The organism is Rathayibacter sp. SD072 (genome assembly GCF_017355185.1).
In the GTDB taxonomy this organism is placed as follows: domain Bacteria; phylum Actinomycetota; class Actinomycetes; order Actinomycetales; family Microbacteriaceae; genus Rathayibacter.
The window spans coordinates 21,861-35,970 of the sequence record NZ_JADILJ010000004.1 but is presented as its reverse complement, the minus strand read 5'-3'; the positions used below and the strand labels follow the sequence as shown (position 1 = coordinate 35,970).

The window sequence follows — 14,110 nt, the reverse complement described above, 5'->3', positions numbered from 1 at the left end:
GGGGCATGACGCACCAGGACCCCGCCCGCTCCTTCGGAACCGCCGTCGACGCCTACGACCGGGGGCGACCGGGGTACCCGGACGACGCGGTGGACTGGGCCCTGTCGCACGCGCCGGATCGCGCGCCGGCCGCTCACGTGCCGCAACGCGCGCGGGCCGCGGGAGCGGACGCCTCCGATCGATTGCGGGTCCTGGATCTGGGCGCCGGGACCGGGAAGCTCACCGCCTCCCTCGTCGCCCGCGGGCTCGACGTCACCGCGGTGGAGCCGGACGAGGCGATGCGGGGGCGGCTCGTCGAGCTGCTGCCCTCGGTGCGGGCCCTGCCGGGCACTGCGGAGGAGATCCCGCTTCCGGACTCGTCCGTCGAGCTCGTGACGATGGCGCAGGCCTGGCACTGGGTCGATCCGGAGCGGGCGAGCGCCGAGGTGGCGCGGGTGCTCGTCCCGGGCGGGGTCGTCGCCCTCGTGTGGAACATCCGCGACGAGAGCGTGCCGTGGGTGCGGCGCCTCGGGGAGGTCGCGGGCTCCTCCCCCGCTGAGCGCTTCGAGACGCTGCGGCCGCCGCTGGGCGCCGCGCTCGAGCGCCGGGCCTTCGCGGCCTTCGACTGGGTGCACGAGATGACGCGGGAGGCGCTGCAGGACGTCTTCGCGTCGCGGAGCTATGTCATCGCCCTGCCGGAGCCGGAGCGGGCCGCGGTGCTCGCAGCGGTCTCGGGAAACGTGGACGGCCTGCCGGGCGAGCGCATCGGGATGCCCTACGCGACCCGGGTGACGATCGCGGGGCGCGCGGGCTGACAGACCCCCTCGGCTCGGGGATCTCGATACGCCCCTGCGGGGCTACTCGATCGGCAGGAGGACGCGAGACCCGCCCGGACTAGGCGACCTCGTTCGGGTCGCCGCCGACGCGGCCCGCTCGCTCCAGCGCGGTGATCGCGTCGCGCTCGTCGTCGCCCAGCTCGAAGCCGAAGACGTCGAGGTTCTCGGCGATGCGCGCCTTGGTGGACGACTTCGGGAACACGATGTGCCCGCGGTCGAGGTGCCAGCGCAGCACGACCTGCGCCGGCGTCACTCCGTGCGCCTCGGCGGCCCCGGTGATCACCGGCAGCTCGAGGAGGGGGTACTTGCCCTGACCGAGCGGCCCCCACGCCTCGGTCGCGATGCCGTGCTGAGCACCGAACGCGGTCACGGTCGGCTGCTGGTGGTAGGGGTGCAGCTCGATCTGGTTGACGGCCGGAACCACGTCGGTCGCGTCGAGCAGGCGCTCGAGGTGGGGCACGAGGAAGTTCGAGACTCCGATGGAGCGGGTGCGCCCGGCCGCCTGCAGCTCCTGCATCGCCTCCCAGCTCTCGACGTAGCGGTCCTGGGCGGGGCTGGGCCAGTGGATGAGGTAGAGGTCGACGGAGTCGAGCCCGAGCTTCTCGAGGCTCGCGTCGAGAGCGCCGGGTGCGGTGCCGCGGCCCTGGTCGCCGTTCCAGAGCTTGGTCGTCACGTAGAGGTCGTCGCGGGCCAGGCCGGAGGAGGCGATCGCCCGGCCGACGCCCTCCTCGTTGCCGTAGATCGCCGCGGTGTCGATGTGCCGGTAGCCGATCTCGAGCGCTTCGGAGACGATGCGCTCGGTCTCGTCGGGGTCGACCTTGAACACGCCGAAGCCGAGCTGCGGGATCGAGGTGCCGTCGTTGAGCGTGAGGGTGGGGATGCTGGTCATCCGTCCACTGTGGCGGCGACGACCGACATCCGGCACCCGCTTGCGCTCCGCCCCGATCCCGCCACCGGCCGGGCAGGCGCCGTCGGGCGACTACCCTCGAAAGGCGCCCGCGCGGGTGCGCCGACCGCACGAGGAGCAGTACGTGAGCATCATCGCCGCCGCAGACGGATCCGCCCTGGGCAATCCCGGCCCCGCGGGCTGGGCCTGGTACGTCGACGACGAGCGCTGGGCCGCCGGCGGCTGGTCCCACGGCACCAACAACATCGGCGAGCTGACCGCGGTGCTCGAGCTCCTGCGCGCCACCGCCCACGAGGAGGAGCCGCTGCACATCCTCTGCGACAGCCAGTACGCCATCAAGGCCTGCACCGAGTGGCTGCCGGGCTGGAAGCGGAAGGGCTGGCGCAAGGCCGACGGCAAGCCGGTGATGAACGTCGAGATCATCAAGGCGCTCGACGAGGCTCTGCAGGGGCGCGCGGTGACCTTCGAGTGGGTGAAGGGGCACGCGAACCACCGGATGAACGAGGCGGCCGACGTCCGCGCCCGCGCCGCCGCGACCGCCTACCAGCGCCGGCAGCCGGTCGACGCCGGACCGGGCTGGCCCGACGCCGCGCCGTCGACTCCCCCGGCTCCCGCCGTCGAGGACGCCCCGCGACGCTCTTCTGACGCGTCGGGATCGGCAGCAGCGCGTCACGGCAGGACGAGCATCCCCGTCGAGACGAGATCGCGCACTCCCGGCAGCACCGAGGCGCTCACCGCCTCCTCCTCCACGTGCAGGAGCGACGCCACGGCCGCGATGATCGCGGCGAGCGACAGCTCCCCGTCGCACGCGCCGACGACCGCGGCGAGCGCCGTGTCGACGTCCTCCGTGCGCGAGAAGCCGCCGCCCTGGCGCAGCCGCAGCACGGTCGGGTCGTCGTTGCCCGGCCAGTAGTGCCGCTCCTCCGTCACGTCGCGCGCCACGACGAGCGACAGGCCCGCGAGGGTGCGGTCGTCGAGGTCGGCGAGCCGCTCGGCGGCGTCGAGGCAGTGCGCCAGGTGGCCGCCGAGCCCCGCGGTCGAGAGCACTCCGTCGATCCGCTCGAGGCGCTCGAACGGCCGCCTCGGGCGCGCGGGCAGGCGGAGGGTCACGTAGCCGAACCCCACACCCGTCACCCCGCGCCGCTCGAAGTCCTCGAGCCACGCGTCGACCAGGGTGTCGAACTCCGCCCCGCGGGTCGTGCCCCCGTCGCGGATCCAGGTCTCGGCGTAGACGGCCGGATCCTGCTGCTCGCGCTCGACGATCCACACGTCCAGCGGCGACCGGGCGCCGTCGATCCAGGCGTCCAGCCCCGCGCGGCCGGGCTCCAGCGCTTGCTCGAGCGCACCGCGGGTGTCGGCCAGCCAGCCACGGACCCGGTCGAAGGCGTCGGCCGACTCGCGGTACTCCCAGTTGCCGAGCAGCTGCGCGACGCCGCCGGGGGTCAGGTGCTCCGCGGCGCCCACCACCACTCGGCGCACGATCTCGTCGCCCTCGAGTCCGCCGTCCCGGTACTCGTAGGAGGGCACCCCGGGCGAGCGCGGGGTGATCACGAACGGCGGATTGGTGACGATGTGGTCGAACCGCTCCCCCGCCACGGGCTCGTAGAGGCTGCCGTGCCGGAACTCGATCGAGTCGATGCCGTTGAGCTCGGCGTTGAACGCGGCGATCGCGAGGGCGCGGTGCGAGATGTCGGTCGCCACGACGCGGTCGGCGTGCCGGGAGGCGTGCAGGGCCTGGATCCCGCAGCCGGTGCCGAGGTCGAGGACCCTGCCGACCGGACGCTGGATCATCAGCCCGGTCAGGGTCAGGCTCGCTCCGCCGACGCCGAGGACGTGGTCCTCGGACAGTGCGCGGCCCAGGGCCAGCTCGCCGAGGTCGGAGGCGATCCACCAGGAGGCGGCACCGCGCGAGTCGACGAGGTCGTAGGGCCGCAGATCCAGCGCGGCGACGACGACCGCTCCGGCCTCGGCGCGCACGAGCTCCAGCTCGACCGCGCCGTCGAGCCCGAGGGCGGGGAGCGCCTCCTCCGCCTCCGCAGCCGTGACGGGATCGGCCAGGAGGAACAGCCGCGCGAGCACGGCGCGGGCCCGCTCCTCAACGGATCCCGCCGCGGAGCGGGCGAGCGCGCGCCGCGCCGGCACACGGTCGCCGCGGTGCAGGGCCTCGGCGGCCGCCTCCCCCCACAGCTCGCGGACGGCGTCCACGCCGTACCGGGCGCGGAGGAGGTCGTCGCGGAGTCGCGCGATCAGCGCGCGGTCGATCTGGTCGGGAGCCTGCACCGCTCCATCCTCGTGCACGGCTCGAATCCTCGGCGCACCCGTGGCTACGATCGGAGCATGCCTCTCACCGGAGAATACGAACCGAGCACGTCCGCCTGGGCCCGCGAGCAGGCGGAGCTCTACGAGTCGACCGGGGGTGCCGAGGGCAACCTCCTGCGCGGCAAGCCCATCATCGTCCTCACCACCGTCGGCTCGCGCAGCGGCAAGCTGCGCAAGACCGCGCTCATGCGGGTCGAGCACGACGGCGAGTACGTGGTCGTCGCCTCCAAGGGCGGCGCCCCGGAGCACCCCGTCTGGTACGGCAACATGCTCAAGGAGCCGCACGTCGAGCTCCAGGACGGGCCGGTCAAGAAGGACTACACGGCGCGCGTCCTCGAGGGCGACGAGCGCGCGGTGTGGTGGGAGCGCTCCGTCCAGGCGTGGCCCGACTACGCCGAGTACCAGACGAAGACCGAGCGCGAGATCCCGCTCGTGCTGCTCACGCCCTGGAGCTGACCCGGGACCGGCCGGGCGCGCCCCGGCGCCCCGGCCCCGTCACTCCGGATCGACGCGCGAGGCGATGAGGTCGAGCACCTTCGGGTGCGACAGCAGTGCGAAGTGGCCGACGACCGAGACCGCGATGTTCTCGCGCGCGCCGACGAGTCGGCTGCCGCCGGGGATGTACTGGTCGCGCATGCCGTAGATCGACGTGATGCGCGAGTCGGCGTCGCGCTCGGCGAGCAGGGTCCGGATGACCGGGCGGTGCGGATGGAACTCGCGCAGTGCGCGAGCGGGCGCGATCCTCGCGAGCGGCGAGCCGGTGAAGGGCGTCGACACCGCGATCATCCGGTCGATGCGCCGCTCGTGGAGGTCGTCGACGACCATCATGTGCTTGCCGATCAGCCCGCCCTTGCTGTGCGCGACGACGATCACGTCGCGCAGGTCGTTCTCGCGCAGGTACTCCTGCCCGAGAGCCGCCGACGCGACGATGGGCCGGGTGTTGTGCCCGAGCGCCGGCAGCACGTGGATCGGATGGCCGGCGCCGTTGAGGCGGTCCGCAACCGGTCGGAGGAACTGCCACGTCTCGTACACGCCCGGGATGAGCAGCACCGGTGCACGGTCGCCGTCGGCGTAGTGCGAGACGTCCCAGCCGTCGCGCAGATGAGCGAAGCGCGATCCGTAGGCGTAGCGGTAGTCGCGGAGGTAGGCCCGCCGGAGTGACACGGAGCGGCGCGCCTTCCCGGATCTACGCGCCGGCATAGGCCTCTTCGAGCGCCCGGATGTCGAGCCGGTCCATCGTGAGCATCGCCCGCATGGCGCGGGTCGCGCCCTCGGGATCCGGCCCGCCGAGCAGATCGGCGAGCACCGACGGCACCACCTGCCACCACAGCCCCCAGCGGTCGCGCACCCAGCCGCAGCGTCCCTCGGCGCCGCCCTCGGACGCGAGCGCGTCCCAGAGCCGGTCGAGCTCCTCCTGCGTCTGCACGGTGAGCACGATCGACACGGCCTCGGTGAACGGGAACCGCGGACCGGCGTTGATCGCCTGGAACAGCTGCCCGTCGAGCTCGAACGAGACCGAGAGCAGGGTTCCCGGAGCCGGCGAGCCCTCGGGCAGCACCCGGCTGTCGAGGATGCGCGAATTCGGCACGAGCGCCGTGTAGAACTCCACCGCCTCGCCCGCGGCGTCGTCGAACCACAGGAACGTGCTGACCGCGCCCATGCGCGCCTCCTCGTGCTCGTGCCGGGGACCTCGGGTCAGAGCGGGTTCACTCCGAACGCGGTCGCCAGCTTGTCGATCTTCTTCGCGCGCCCCAGTCGGGGCAGGTCGCTGCCGTCGCGGATCACGCGACCGCGCGCCTCGAACTCGTCGAGGAAGTCGCGCGCCCACGCCACGTCGGACGGAGTGGGGCTGATGACCTCGTTGATGACGGCGAGCTGCTCCCGATCGAGGCAGAGCTTGCCGGTGAGGCCGAGCGAGACGGTGAGCGCGGACTGCTCCCGGAGGACCGGGTGGCTGTTCGACACGGTCGGGCCGTCGATCGGGCCGGGCAGGTCGCCGATGCGGCTGGCCACGACGAGGCGCGAGCGCGGGTACGCCATGGCCAGGTCGTCGGAACTCGTGCCGGTGTCGCGGCGGTAGTCGCCGCTGCCGAACGCGAGCCGGAAGCAGCCGCGGGCGCGGGCGATCGAGACCGCCTCCTCGATCCCGAGGGCGGACTCGACGAGCGCGAGCACGGGGGTCGAGCCGCCGAGGCGGTCGAAAGTCTCGGTGACGTGCTCCGCCGCCTCCGTCTTGGCCAGCATGACGCCCGCGAGCCCCGGGAGGCCCTTCAGCGCGTCGACGTCGTCCGACCAGAACGGGGTGGAGTGGTCGTTGATGCGGACCCAGGCCTTCTTGTCGCCCTTCAGCCACTCGACGACGTCCGCGCGGGCGTCCGGCTTGGCCTTCGGGTCGACCGCGTCCTCGATGTCGAGGACGATCTGGTCGGCCCGCGACGCGTGCGCGGCGTCGAAGGTCTCGGTCCGGGTCGCGTTGACGAGGAGCCACGAGCGGGCGATCTCGGCCGGGACGTCGCGACCCTTGCGGATCAGGGGGGCGGCGGGGGTGGTGGGCAACGGCACGTGGTGTCCTCTCGGTGGCGCGGTCCTCGCTCCGCGGACACCGCCGCTCAGCGACGGTGCCGCGTCCAGGGTAGCGGCATCGTCCGCGGGCCCCGCGCTCAGGAGCGCTCCGCGAGCCCCTTCGCGAAGGCGGCCTGGCCGACGTGCTGGGCATCGTCGTCGACGACCGAGACGAGCCGCACGCCCAGGGTCACCGGCGGGTCCCACTGCCGGTCGACGACCTCGGCGAGGTCCTCGTCCGAGAGCGTGTCGAGGTAGGCGAGCGTCCTCTCGTGGACGACGTCGTGGTACTCGGCGAGCAGGTGCGCCGGCACGGCGGCGAGCGCCGCGACCTCGGACGGGTCCTGCCCGTAGCCGCTCGCTCCGGGCGCGAACGGCAGCGCGGAGCGGCCGTGGAAGTCCTCGGCGGTCCACACCTGCTCGTGACCGGCGAGCGGCGCGAGGTGGTCGTCCTGCACGCGGGTCAGGTGCCAGATCAGCCAGGCCGGCGAGTTGGCCTGCGCATCGGCGCGGAAGCCGAGCTGCTCGGGGGTGATGTCGTCCAGGACGGCGTGCACGTTCTCGTGCACCCGGGCGAAGGCGTCGCGGAGGAGGTCGATGGCTGCACTCATCCCACCAGTCTGCTCGCGCCCCGCCGCCGCCGTCACCCCCTCGGCCCTGCTCGGAGCATCCGCGGAGGCTGATGCCCGATAGTTGCTCCGTGACCCCCGGATCCCCGTACCTGGCGACGAAGCCGTGGCTGTCCTCCTATGCGGAGGGCGTCCCCACCGAGATCGACCCGCCCACCCAGACCCTCGTCGACCTCCTCGAGGACTCGGTGGCCCGCTACCGGCGCGGCACCGCTCTCGAGTTCTTCGGCGCGGGCACGACCTACGCCGAGCTCGGCGAGAGGGTGTCCCGCGTCGCGGAGGGGCTGCGCCGGCTCGGCGTCCGCCCGGGCGACCGCGTCGCGCTGGTGCTGCCGAACTGCCCCGAGCACGTGATCGCGTTCTACGCAGCGCTGCGGTTGGGTGCGATCGTCGTCGAGCACAACCCGCTCTACACGCCGAGGGAGCTGCGCCGGCAGTTCGAGGACCACGGCGCCCGGGTCGCGGTGGTCTGGGACAAGGTCGCCGACGTCGTGGCGACGATGCCCCCCGACCTCGGCATCGAGCGCGTGGTCTCGGTCGATCTGACGGAGTCGTTCCCGCTCGCCAAGCGCCTCGCGCTGCGCCTGCCGCTGCCGAAGGTCCGCGCCGCCCGCGCGAAGCTGACGGGTCGGCCGCGCACCCGCTCGGTCATCCCCTTCTCGCGCCTCGTCGGCAACCGCCGCCTCTCGCGCGCGCACCCCCGACCCGCGCTCGGCGACACCGCGCTGCTGCAGTACACGAGCGGTACGACCGGCACCCCGAAGGGGGCGATCCTCTCGCACGCGAACCTGCGCGCGAACGCGATGCAGGGTCAGGCCTGGGTGCCCGGGCTCCGCGAGGGCGGCGAGACCTTCTACGCGGTCCTCCCCCTCTTCCACGCCTACGGGCTCACGCTGTGCCTGACTTTCGCGATCAGCATCGGAGCGAAGGTCGTGCTGTTCCCGACGTTCGACGTGGGTCTCGTGAAGGCCGCGGCCAAGTCCTCGCCGCCCACGTTCCTCCCCGCAGTGCCGCCCGTGTACGACGCGCTCGCGCGCGCCTCCGAGCGCGGCGAGCTCGATCTGCGCGGCATCCGCTTCGCCATCTCGGGAGCGATGGGACTGCCCGTCGCGACCGTCGACCGCTGGGAGCGTGCGAGCCGCGGCCTCCTCGTCGAGGGCTACGGCATGACCGAGAGCTCGCCCGTCGCGGTGGGGAACCCGGTCGGACCGACACGCCGCCCCGGCACCGTCGGCGTGCCGTTCCCGAGCACCGAGATCCGCCTCGTCGACCCCGACGACCCCTCCGTCGACCGCGGGCCCGGCGAGTCGGGCGAGCTGCTCCTGCGCGGCCCGCAGGTGTTCCAGGGCTACTGGAGGCGCCCCGACGAGACCGGAGCGACGCTGCTGGCCGACGGCTGGCTCCGCACGGGCGACATCGCCACGGTCTCGGCCGACGGCTTCGTCACGATCGTCGACCGGGCGAAGGAGCTGATCATCACGGGCGGCTTCAACGTCTCGCCGTCAGAGGTCGAGGGAGTGCTCGAGTCCCACCCCGACGTGTCGCGGGCCGCCGTGGTGGGGCTGCCCCGCCCGGACGGCGGCGAGAGCGTCGCAGCAGCGGTCGTCCTGCGCGCCGGCGCGGCCGTCGACCCCGAGGCGCTACGCGACTTCTGCCGCCTGCACCTCACCCCCTACAAGGTGCCCAAGCGCGTGGTGCCGGTCGACGAGCTGCCCACCTCGCTCATCGGCAAGGTGCTGCGCCGCGAGGTGCGCGACAGGCTCCTGGGCTGAGGGAGGAGGACGACGTGGCCAGGATCGTGCAGTACCGCCGGATCGGCGGACCCGAGGTGCTCGAGGTGGTCGACGCCCCCGAATCCGAGGCGCCGGCGGGCGGTCTCGTGGTCGCGGTCCGCGCCGCGGGGGTGAACCCGATCGAGTGGAAGATCCGGTCGGGTGGGCGGCCGAGCCCGCCGCTGACGGAGCCGCGCCGCCTGGGCTCCGACGGCGCGGGCGTCGTGACCGCGATCGGCTCGGGAGTCGAGGGCTGGAGCGTCGGCGACGAAGTGATCGTGCAGGGCGCGACAGGCACCTACGCCTCGGCGGTCGTCGTGCGCCCGGAGAGCCTCGACGCCAAGCCCGCCGGTGTGTCCTTCGAGCAGGCGGCGGCACTCGGCATCCCGATCGGCACGGCCTACCAGGCCGTCGCCTCGCTCGGGGTCGCGGAGGGGTCGACCTTCCTCGTGCACGCGGGCGCCGGAGCCGTCGGGCAGGCCGCGATCCAGTTCGCCCGTGATCGCGGCGCCCGGGTGATCGCCACGGCGAGCCCCGCGAACCACCAGCTCCTCCGCGAGCTCGGGGCGGAGCCCGTCGCGTACGGGCCCGGGCTGCTCGCGCGCCTGCAGGAGGCCGCTGCAGACGGTGTCGACCGCGTGCTCGACGCCGCGGGCACCGACGAGGCGATCGAGGCCTCCCTCTCCCTGGTCACGGATCCGCAGCACGTCGGCACCGTCGTCGTGGGCGCTCGCGCCGCCTCGCTCGGCATCCGGGCCTGGTCGGGCGGCAACCCCGTGCCGATGACCCCGGAGGAGCTGCGCCTGCGCCGCGAGGCGGTGCCGCTCGCCGCACGACTGCTCGCGGAGGGCCGCTTCCGCGTCGAGCTCGGGCCCCGCTTCGCGCTCGAGGACGTCGTCGAGGCCCACCGCGCGAGCGAGGACGGCCACGTCCGGGGCAAGATCCTCCTGGTGCCCTGACCGGCGCCTCCGCCCGCTCTCACCGTCGAGAAGGAGTCTGGCCATGACCGCAGAGGACCTCGTCCCCGTGATCCTCGGGGGTGCGCGCACCCCTTTCGCCCGCTTCGGCGGCAGCTTCGCCACCTTGGCTGCCACGGAGCTCGGCGCTCACGCGGTCCGCGCGGCCCTCGAGCGCTCCGGAGTGGAGGCGGCCGACGTCGACGCGGTGGTCCTCGGCCAGGTGATCCAGGCCGGTGCCGGGCAGGGTCCCGGGCGCCAGACCGCGATCCTCGCGGGGCTGGGCTGGGACGTGCCGACCGTGACGATCAACAAGCTCTGCCTCTCGGGGCTCACGGCGGTGATCGACGCCGCCCGGCTCGTCCGGACCGGCGAGGCATCGGTCGTCGTGGCCGGCGGCCAGGAGTCGATGACTCGGACCCCTCACCTGCTCCTCGGCGCTCGCGACGGCGTCGGAGTCGGCGCGAGACCGCTCGAGGACGCCCTGCTGCACGACGGCCTGCTCGATCCCTTCGACCACCGCATCATGGGCCGGGTGACCGACGACGGCAACGCGGAGCGCGGGATCCGGCGCGAGCGCCAGGACGCCTATGCGGCGCTCTCGCACCAGCGCGCGGCCGCCGCTCGGGAGTCGGGGACCCTCGCCGAGGAGATCGTGCCCGTGGCCGTTCCCCAGCGCCGCGGAGCCGACGTGCTCGTGTCCGAGGACGACGGCATCCGGCCCGACACGACCGTCGAGGTCCTCGCGGGCCTGACGCCCGCCTTCACTCCGGAGGGGACCATCACGGCCGGCAGCTCCTCTCCCCTCACCGACGGCGCCGCGGCACTCGTCGTGGCGGGCCGCGGATGGGCTCGCGCCCGCGCGCTCTCCTGGATCGCCGAGATCGCCGAGCACGGGCAGGTCGCCGGGCCCGACAACTCGCTGCACTCGCAGCCGTCGGCCGCGATCCTCCGTGCGCTCGCCCGCCGTGGGTCGGCCGTCGCCGATCTCGATCTGATCGAGATCAACGAGGCCTTCGCCTCGGTGGTCCTGCAGTCGGCCGACGACCTGGGCCTGGCCCCCGAGTCGGTCAACCTCGACGGCGGAGCGATCGCGCTCGGCCATCCGGTCGGCGCCTCGGGTGCGCGGCTGGCCCTGCACCTCGCGCTCGCCCTGCGGCGGCGCGGGGGCGGCCTCGGAGTCGCCGCCCTCTGCGGCGGCGGCGGGCAGGGCGAGGCCCTGCTGTTGCAGGTCTGACGCCTTACGCGAGACGCCACTCCGGTACGCCCCGCGCGGCGCGCCGCGTACCGGACCGGCCTCTCGCGGGCGCCGGATCGTGGTCGGGGGGCCCGGCGTCCCGTCAGACCCTCCGGCTACGCTCGCGGCATGAGCATCCTCAGCCCCGACGGCCTCGAGTTCGTGACCGAGCGGCACCTGGCCACCCTCTCCACCCCGGGCCGCGGCGGACGTCTGCACGTCGTCGCCGTGGGCTTCACCTATGAGGACGGCGTCGTGCGCGTCATCACCTCGCGCGAGAGCCAGAAGGTGCTCAACGTGCGCCGCGGTGGCACCGCGACCGTCGGCCAGGTCGACGGCGTCCGCTGGTTGAGCCTGGGCGGTCCCGCCTCGATCGAGGAGGAGCCCGAGGCCGTCGCGCACGCCGTCGACCTCTACTCGCGCCGCTACCGTGTCCCCCGCGAGAACCCGCTCCGGGTGGCGATCCGCATCGACGTCGACTTCGCCCTCGGCTCGGCGGGTCTGCGCGCGGAGTAGCCGGCGTGCGCCCGACCGACGCTCTGCGCGCCGACGGCTCCGTCTCGTCGCTGCGCACGCACCGCTACGTGCGGCTGTCGCTCTGCGCTGCGGTCCTCCTGCTCGCCGCCGGAGTCGGCCGGCACCTGGTCGCGGTCGGCCCGCTCCGCTCGATCAGCGCCGCCTACTACACGCCCGCGCGCTCGGTCCTCGTCGGTGCGCTGTTCGCGGTGTCCGTCGCGCTGGTCGTCCTCGCCGGGCGGAGTCTGCGCCGCTACCTCCTGCTGCTCGGCGGGATGACGGCGCCGCTCATCGCGCTCGTCCCCGTGCCGCTCCGGTCGGACGAGCTCGCGATGCTGACGGGCACGGGCTGCCCCGCCGGCGTCGCGCGCTGCCTTCCGGCGAGCGCGACCGAGGAGCTCGCGGTCGGGATGCTCGCCTACCTCCTCGTCGCTGCGGCGGTCCTCGTCGCCTCCGTCGCACTGCTGGCCCTCGATCGCCGGCTGGACAGGATCGCTCTGGTGCGGATCGCCGTCGCGGCGGTGCTGCTCGTCGCCCTCGCCGCCGCGTCCGCGACTCCGGCCTTCGCGGTGACCGGTCACTACGCGGCCGCCGCCGTCTTCTTCCTCCTGATGGCCGCGGTCGCGGGCGTGCACGCGCACGCGGTGCGATCGGAGGGGGTGCGCGGCCCCGGCTCGCCGCGCGGCTACTCGATCGCGTACGCCGTGCTCGCGGTGCTGCTCGCCGCGACCGACCTCGCGCTGGTCGCACTGGTGCTGACCGGCCGCGGGGAGGCGCTGCTCGGGGAGCAGTGGCTGCTGCTGGTCGAGGCGCTGGCGCTCGCCCTCTTCACCGTCTTCTGGGTGCTGCAGACCGTCGAGAACTGGGCGGATATGGACCCGTCGCTGCGCTGACGCCCGGCCGGCGCCGGCTGCGCCCCTTCCGGCGGCGACAGAGGGCCGCCCGGGGACGGGCCTCGCCCGGCCGGCAGGGGCCACTCGGCGTTCACTCGCGATCGAGCGCCTTTCCGAATCGCCCCGAAGCGGGCCCGGAGCGTCCCCCGAGACCCTCTTCGCGCCGACCCGGAGCGGAGCGCAGGAGACCGTTCCCCGGTTGACCCCGGCAAGCGGACCCGACCCCATGAGCCCCGAGGACACGCTCCCTGAGCAGGCCCGGCCCCCACGAACCCAGAAGGCTCACCCGCGAGCGGGACCTTCATGAACACAGAAGGCCCGCTCTCTCGAGCGGGCCTTCTGATCGTGCGGTGGATCCGAGGGGATTCGAACCCCTGACCTCTTCATTGCGAACGAAGCGCGCTACCAACTGCGCCACGGACCCGTGCCTTCCGAGCCGTCTCCGGCCCGAACAACTCGTCCACACTAGCACGCCGGGGGGCGGGCTCCGAATCGACGAGTGGAGGCGTCAGGCCCCGCGGCGGCGCTGCAGCGCCTGGTCGAGGTCGATCGCGTCGACGCCCTCGACGACGCCCATCGAGGCGAAGCGCGAGGACGGACGGGGAGCCTCGGGGACCGGCACGGGAGCCGTGGCGCGGGGGGTGCGGATCGGCGCGACCTCGGGGGCCGACGCGGCCGCGCGCTGCGCGAGCTCCGCCTCCGCCGCCGCAGCGCGCAGGCGCTCGACGGCGTCGATGGAGGCCATGGCGCTGGCGGCCACGGTTCCGCGCGAGAGGTAGAGCGGCTTCGGGAGCGGCTTCGGCGTCCAGCTCACGGCCTCCGCGGCGGGGGCCTCCGCCTCCGCGGGCGCGTCCTCGGCCAGCTCGGCCTCGAAGACCTCGGCCGGGCGGCGCGACGCCGCGACGGTCGTCGCGGACGTCGACGCGGGAGCGGCCGCGCGGCGCCGACCCGGAGCGAGCACCAGCAGCGTGCCGAGTCCGGCCGCGACCAGCAACCCGCCGACGGTCGGCACCACGCCGTTGCCGCCGAACGGCAGCATCACGAGCCCGACCAGGGCCGCGACGAGGCCGACCAGCACCGCGAAGGCGGCGGTCTGCCGCCAGCGCAGAACGCCGGGCTCCGTGCGAGTGCTCTGCTTCGTGGTCGCGGCCGCCCGTCGCAGCGCTTCGCGCGCCGCCTTCTCCGCCTGTGCCAGCTCCATCGCCTGTGCCTTCTCTTCGGCTCGTCGTCGTGTCTCGGTCGCCCGGAGGGTGCGCTGCTGGAGCGCGACCTCGCGGGCCGTCGCCTCCGCACGCACGTGCTCGGGTACTTCCGCGGTCTCGGCGAGGATCCGCAGCGTCTGCTGCAGCCTCACCGCGTTGCGCTCGGTCGCGTTGTACGACCGGCGGCGCATCCACGTGGGGATGAGGTAGGCGACCCACAGAACGGCGGCGAGCGCCCAGACGACGCCCCCACCCAGCCAGTCGCTACTCATGCGACCCACGCTAGGAGTCGGAGGTGCTCC

The 14,110-nt window shown here is 73.9% G+C and carries 14 protein-coding genes, 1 tRNA gene and 1 pseudogene; 8 read left to right on the top strand and 8 right to left on the bottom strand.

Going from position 1 to position 14,110, the window contains the following annotated elements; all coding sequences use genetic code 11:
* Positions 1-5: 5 nt before the first annotated feature.
* The gene (locus IOC53_RS02690; RefSeq protein WP_207402847.1) at positions 6-794 is read left to right on the top strand and encodes a class I SAM-dependent methyltransferase; all 789 of its coding nucleotides are present in this window, start codon (positions 6-8) and stop codon (positions 792-794) included.
* A 79-nt stretch (positions 795-873) separates the two neighbouring features.
* Here the strand turns inward: IOC53_RS02690 and IOC53_RS02685 are convergent, their stop codons facing one another.
* Positions 874-1,704 carry an aldo/keto reductase gene (locus IOC53_RS02685; protein ID WP_207402846.1) on the bottom strand — a complete coding sequence of 277 codons (831 nt, stop codon included), beginning with the start codon at positions 1,702-1,704 and terminating at the stop codon, positions 874-876.
* On the opposite strand from IOC53_RS02685, the pseudogene IOC53_RS19630 reads away from it, so the two are divergent.
* Positions 1,607-2,197 (top strand): annotated as a pseudogene (locus IOC53_RS19630) (ribonuclease H); the annotation flags it as partial. The gene IOC53_RS02685 and the pseudogene IOC53_RS19630 overlap by 98 nt on opposite strands.
* Positions 2,198-2,391: 194 nt before the next feature.
* Here IOC53_RS19630 and IOC53_RS19625 read toward each other — a convergent pair.
* Positions 2,392-4,020, bottom strand: a complete 1,629-nt coding sequence (locus IOC53_RS19625) for a methyltransferase (RefSeq protein WP_374070176.1) — start codon at positions 4,018-4,020, stop codon at positions 2,392-2,394.
* A 39-nt stretch (positions 4,021-4,059) separates the two neighbouring features.
* On the opposite strand from IOC53_RS19625, the gene IOC53_RS02670 reads away from it, so the two are divergent.
* Positions 4,060-4,497 carry a nitroreductase family deazaflavin-dependent oxidoreductase gene (locus IOC53_RS02670; protein WP_077223758.1) on the top strand — a complete coding sequence of 146 codons (438 nt, stop codon included), beginning with the start codon at positions 4,060-4,062 and terminating at the stop codon, positions 4,495-4,497.
* A gap of 39 nt (positions 4,498-4,536) precedes the next feature.
* Here the strand turns inward: IOC53_RS02670 and IOC53_RS02665 are convergent, their stop codons facing one another.
* The 4 genes from IOC53_RS02665 to IOC53_RS02650 all read right to left on the bottom strand — a co-directional run bounded on the left by IOC53_RS02665 (position 4,537) and on the right by IOC53_RS02650 (position 7,214).
* On the bottom strand, positions 4,537-5,205 hold the full coding sequence (locus IOC53_RS02665) for a triacylglycerol lipase (RefSeq protein ID WP_207402845.1): 669 nt from the start codon (positions 5,203-5,205) through the stop codon (positions 4,537-4,539).
* A 22-nt stretch (positions 5,206-5,227) separates the two neighbouring features.
* Positions 5,228-5,701: a VOC family protein gene (locus IOC53_RS02660; RefSeq protein WP_207402844.1), complete on the bottom strand. Its 474-nt coding sequence runs from the start codon at positions 5,699-5,701 to the stop codon at positions 5,228-5,230.
* 35 nt (positions 5,702-5,736) lie between these two features.
* Positions 5,737-6,597, bottom strand: coding sequence for a CoA ester lyase (locus tag IOC53_RS02655; protein WP_207402917.1), 861 nt, complete (start codon positions 6,595-6,597; stop codon positions 5,737-5,739).
* A gap of 104 nt (positions 6,598-6,701) precedes the next feature.
* Positions 6,702-7,214 (bottom strand): DinB family protein, encoded by a 513-nt coding sequence (locus tag IOC53_RS02650; RefSeq protein WP_207402843.1) that lies wholly within the window; start codon positions 7,212-7,214, stop codon positions 6,702-6,704.
* 71 nt (positions 7,215-7,285) lie between these two features.
* On the opposite strand from IOC53_RS02650, the gene IOC53_RS02645 reads away from it, so the two are divergent.
* The 5 genes from IOC53_RS02645 (at position 7,286) to IOC53_RS02625 (ending at position 12,606) form a co-directional block, all read left to right on the top strand.
* On the top strand, positions 7,286-9,004 hold the full coding sequence (locus tag IOC53_RS02645; protein WP_207402842.1) for a long-chain-fatty-acid--CoA ligase: 1,719 nt from the start codon (positions 7,286-7,288) through the stop codon (positions 9,002-9,004).
* A 14-nt stretch (positions 9,005-9,018) separates the two neighbouring features.
* Entirely contained in the window at positions 9,019-9,963 is a 945-nt protein-coding gene (locus IOC53_RS02640) for an NADP-dependent oxidoreductase (RefSeq protein ID WP_207402841.1), read from the top strand.
* A 43-nt stretch (positions 9,964-10,006) separates the two neighbouring features.
* On the top strand, positions 10,007-11,197 hold the full coding sequence (locus tag IOC53_RS02635) for an acetyl-CoA C-acyltransferase (protein WP_207402840.1): 1,191 nt from the start codon (positions 10,007-10,009) through the stop codon (positions 11,195-11,197).
* Positions 11,198-11,326: 129 nt separating this feature from the next.
* Positions 11,327-11,713 carry a pyridoxamine 5'-phosphate oxidase family protein gene (locus tag IOC53_RS02630; RefSeq protein ID WP_207402839.1) on the top strand — a complete coding sequence of 129 codons (387 nt, stop codon included), beginning with the start codon at positions 11,327-11,329 and terminating at the stop codon, positions 11,711-11,713.
* A 5-nt stretch (positions 11,714-11,718) separates the two neighbouring features.
* Entirely contained in the window at positions 11,719-12,606 is an 888-nt protein-coding gene (locus IOC53_RS02625; RefSeq protein WP_207402838.1) for a hypothetical protein, read from the top strand.
* A 351-nt stretch (positions 12,607-12,957) separates the two neighbouring features.
* On the opposite strand, the gene IOC53_RS02620 is transcribed toward IOC53_RS02625, so the two are convergent.
* Both IOC53_RS02620 and IOC53_RS02615 read right to left on the bottom strand, forming a co-directional pair.
* Positions 12,958-13,030 (bottom strand) — tRNA-Ala (locus tag IOC53_RS02620).
* Between the two features lie 84 nt (positions 13,031-13,114).
* The gene (locus IOC53_RS02615) at positions 13,115-14,080 is read right to left on the bottom strand and encodes a hypothetical protein (protein WP_207402837.1); all 966 of its coding nucleotides are present in this window, start codon (positions 14,078-14,080) and stop codon (positions 13,115-13,117) included.
* Positions 14,081-14,110: the final 30 nt, after the last annotated feature.

Excerpts from the sequence above, each read along its gene's own strand:
- IOC53_RS02690 (WP_207402847.1), top strand. The coding sequence starts at position 6 with ATGACGCACCAGGACCCCGCCCGCTCCTTCGGAACCGCCGTCGACGCC.
- IOC53_RS02685 (WP_207402846.1), bottom strand. The coding sequence starts at position 1,704 with ATGACCAGCATCCCCACCCTCACGCTCAACGACGGCACCTCGATCCCG.
- IOC53_RS02670 (WP_077223758.1), top strand. The coding sequence starts at position 4,060 with ATGCCTCTCACCGGAGAATACGAACCGAGCACGTCCGCCTGGGCCCGC.
- IOC53_RS02660 (WP_207402844.1), bottom strand. The coding sequence starts at position 5,701 with ATGGGCGCGGTCAGCACGTTCCTGTGGTTCGACGACGCCGCGGGCGAG.
- IOC53_RS02650 (WP_207402843.1), bottom strand. The coding sequence starts at position 7,214 with ATGAGTGCAGCCATCGACCTCCTCCGCGACGCCTTCGCCCGGGTGCAC.
- IOC53_RS02645 (WP_207402842.1), top strand. The coding sequence starts at position 7,286 with ATGCCCGATAGTTGCTCCGTGACCCCCGGATCCCCGTACCTGGCGACG.
- IOC53_RS02635 (WP_207402840.1), top strand. The coding sequence starts at position 10,007 with ATGACCGCAGAGGACCTCGTCCCCGTGATCCTCGGGGGTGCGCGCACC.
- IOC53_RS02630 (WP_207402839.1), top strand. The coding sequence starts at position 11,327 with ATGAGCATCCTCAGCCCCGACGGCCTCGAGTTCGTGACCGAGCGGCAC.
- IOC53_RS02615 (WP_207402837.1), bottom strand. The coding sequence starts at position 14,080 with ATGAGTAGCGACTGGCTGGGTGGGGGCGTCGTCTGGGCGCTCGCCGCC.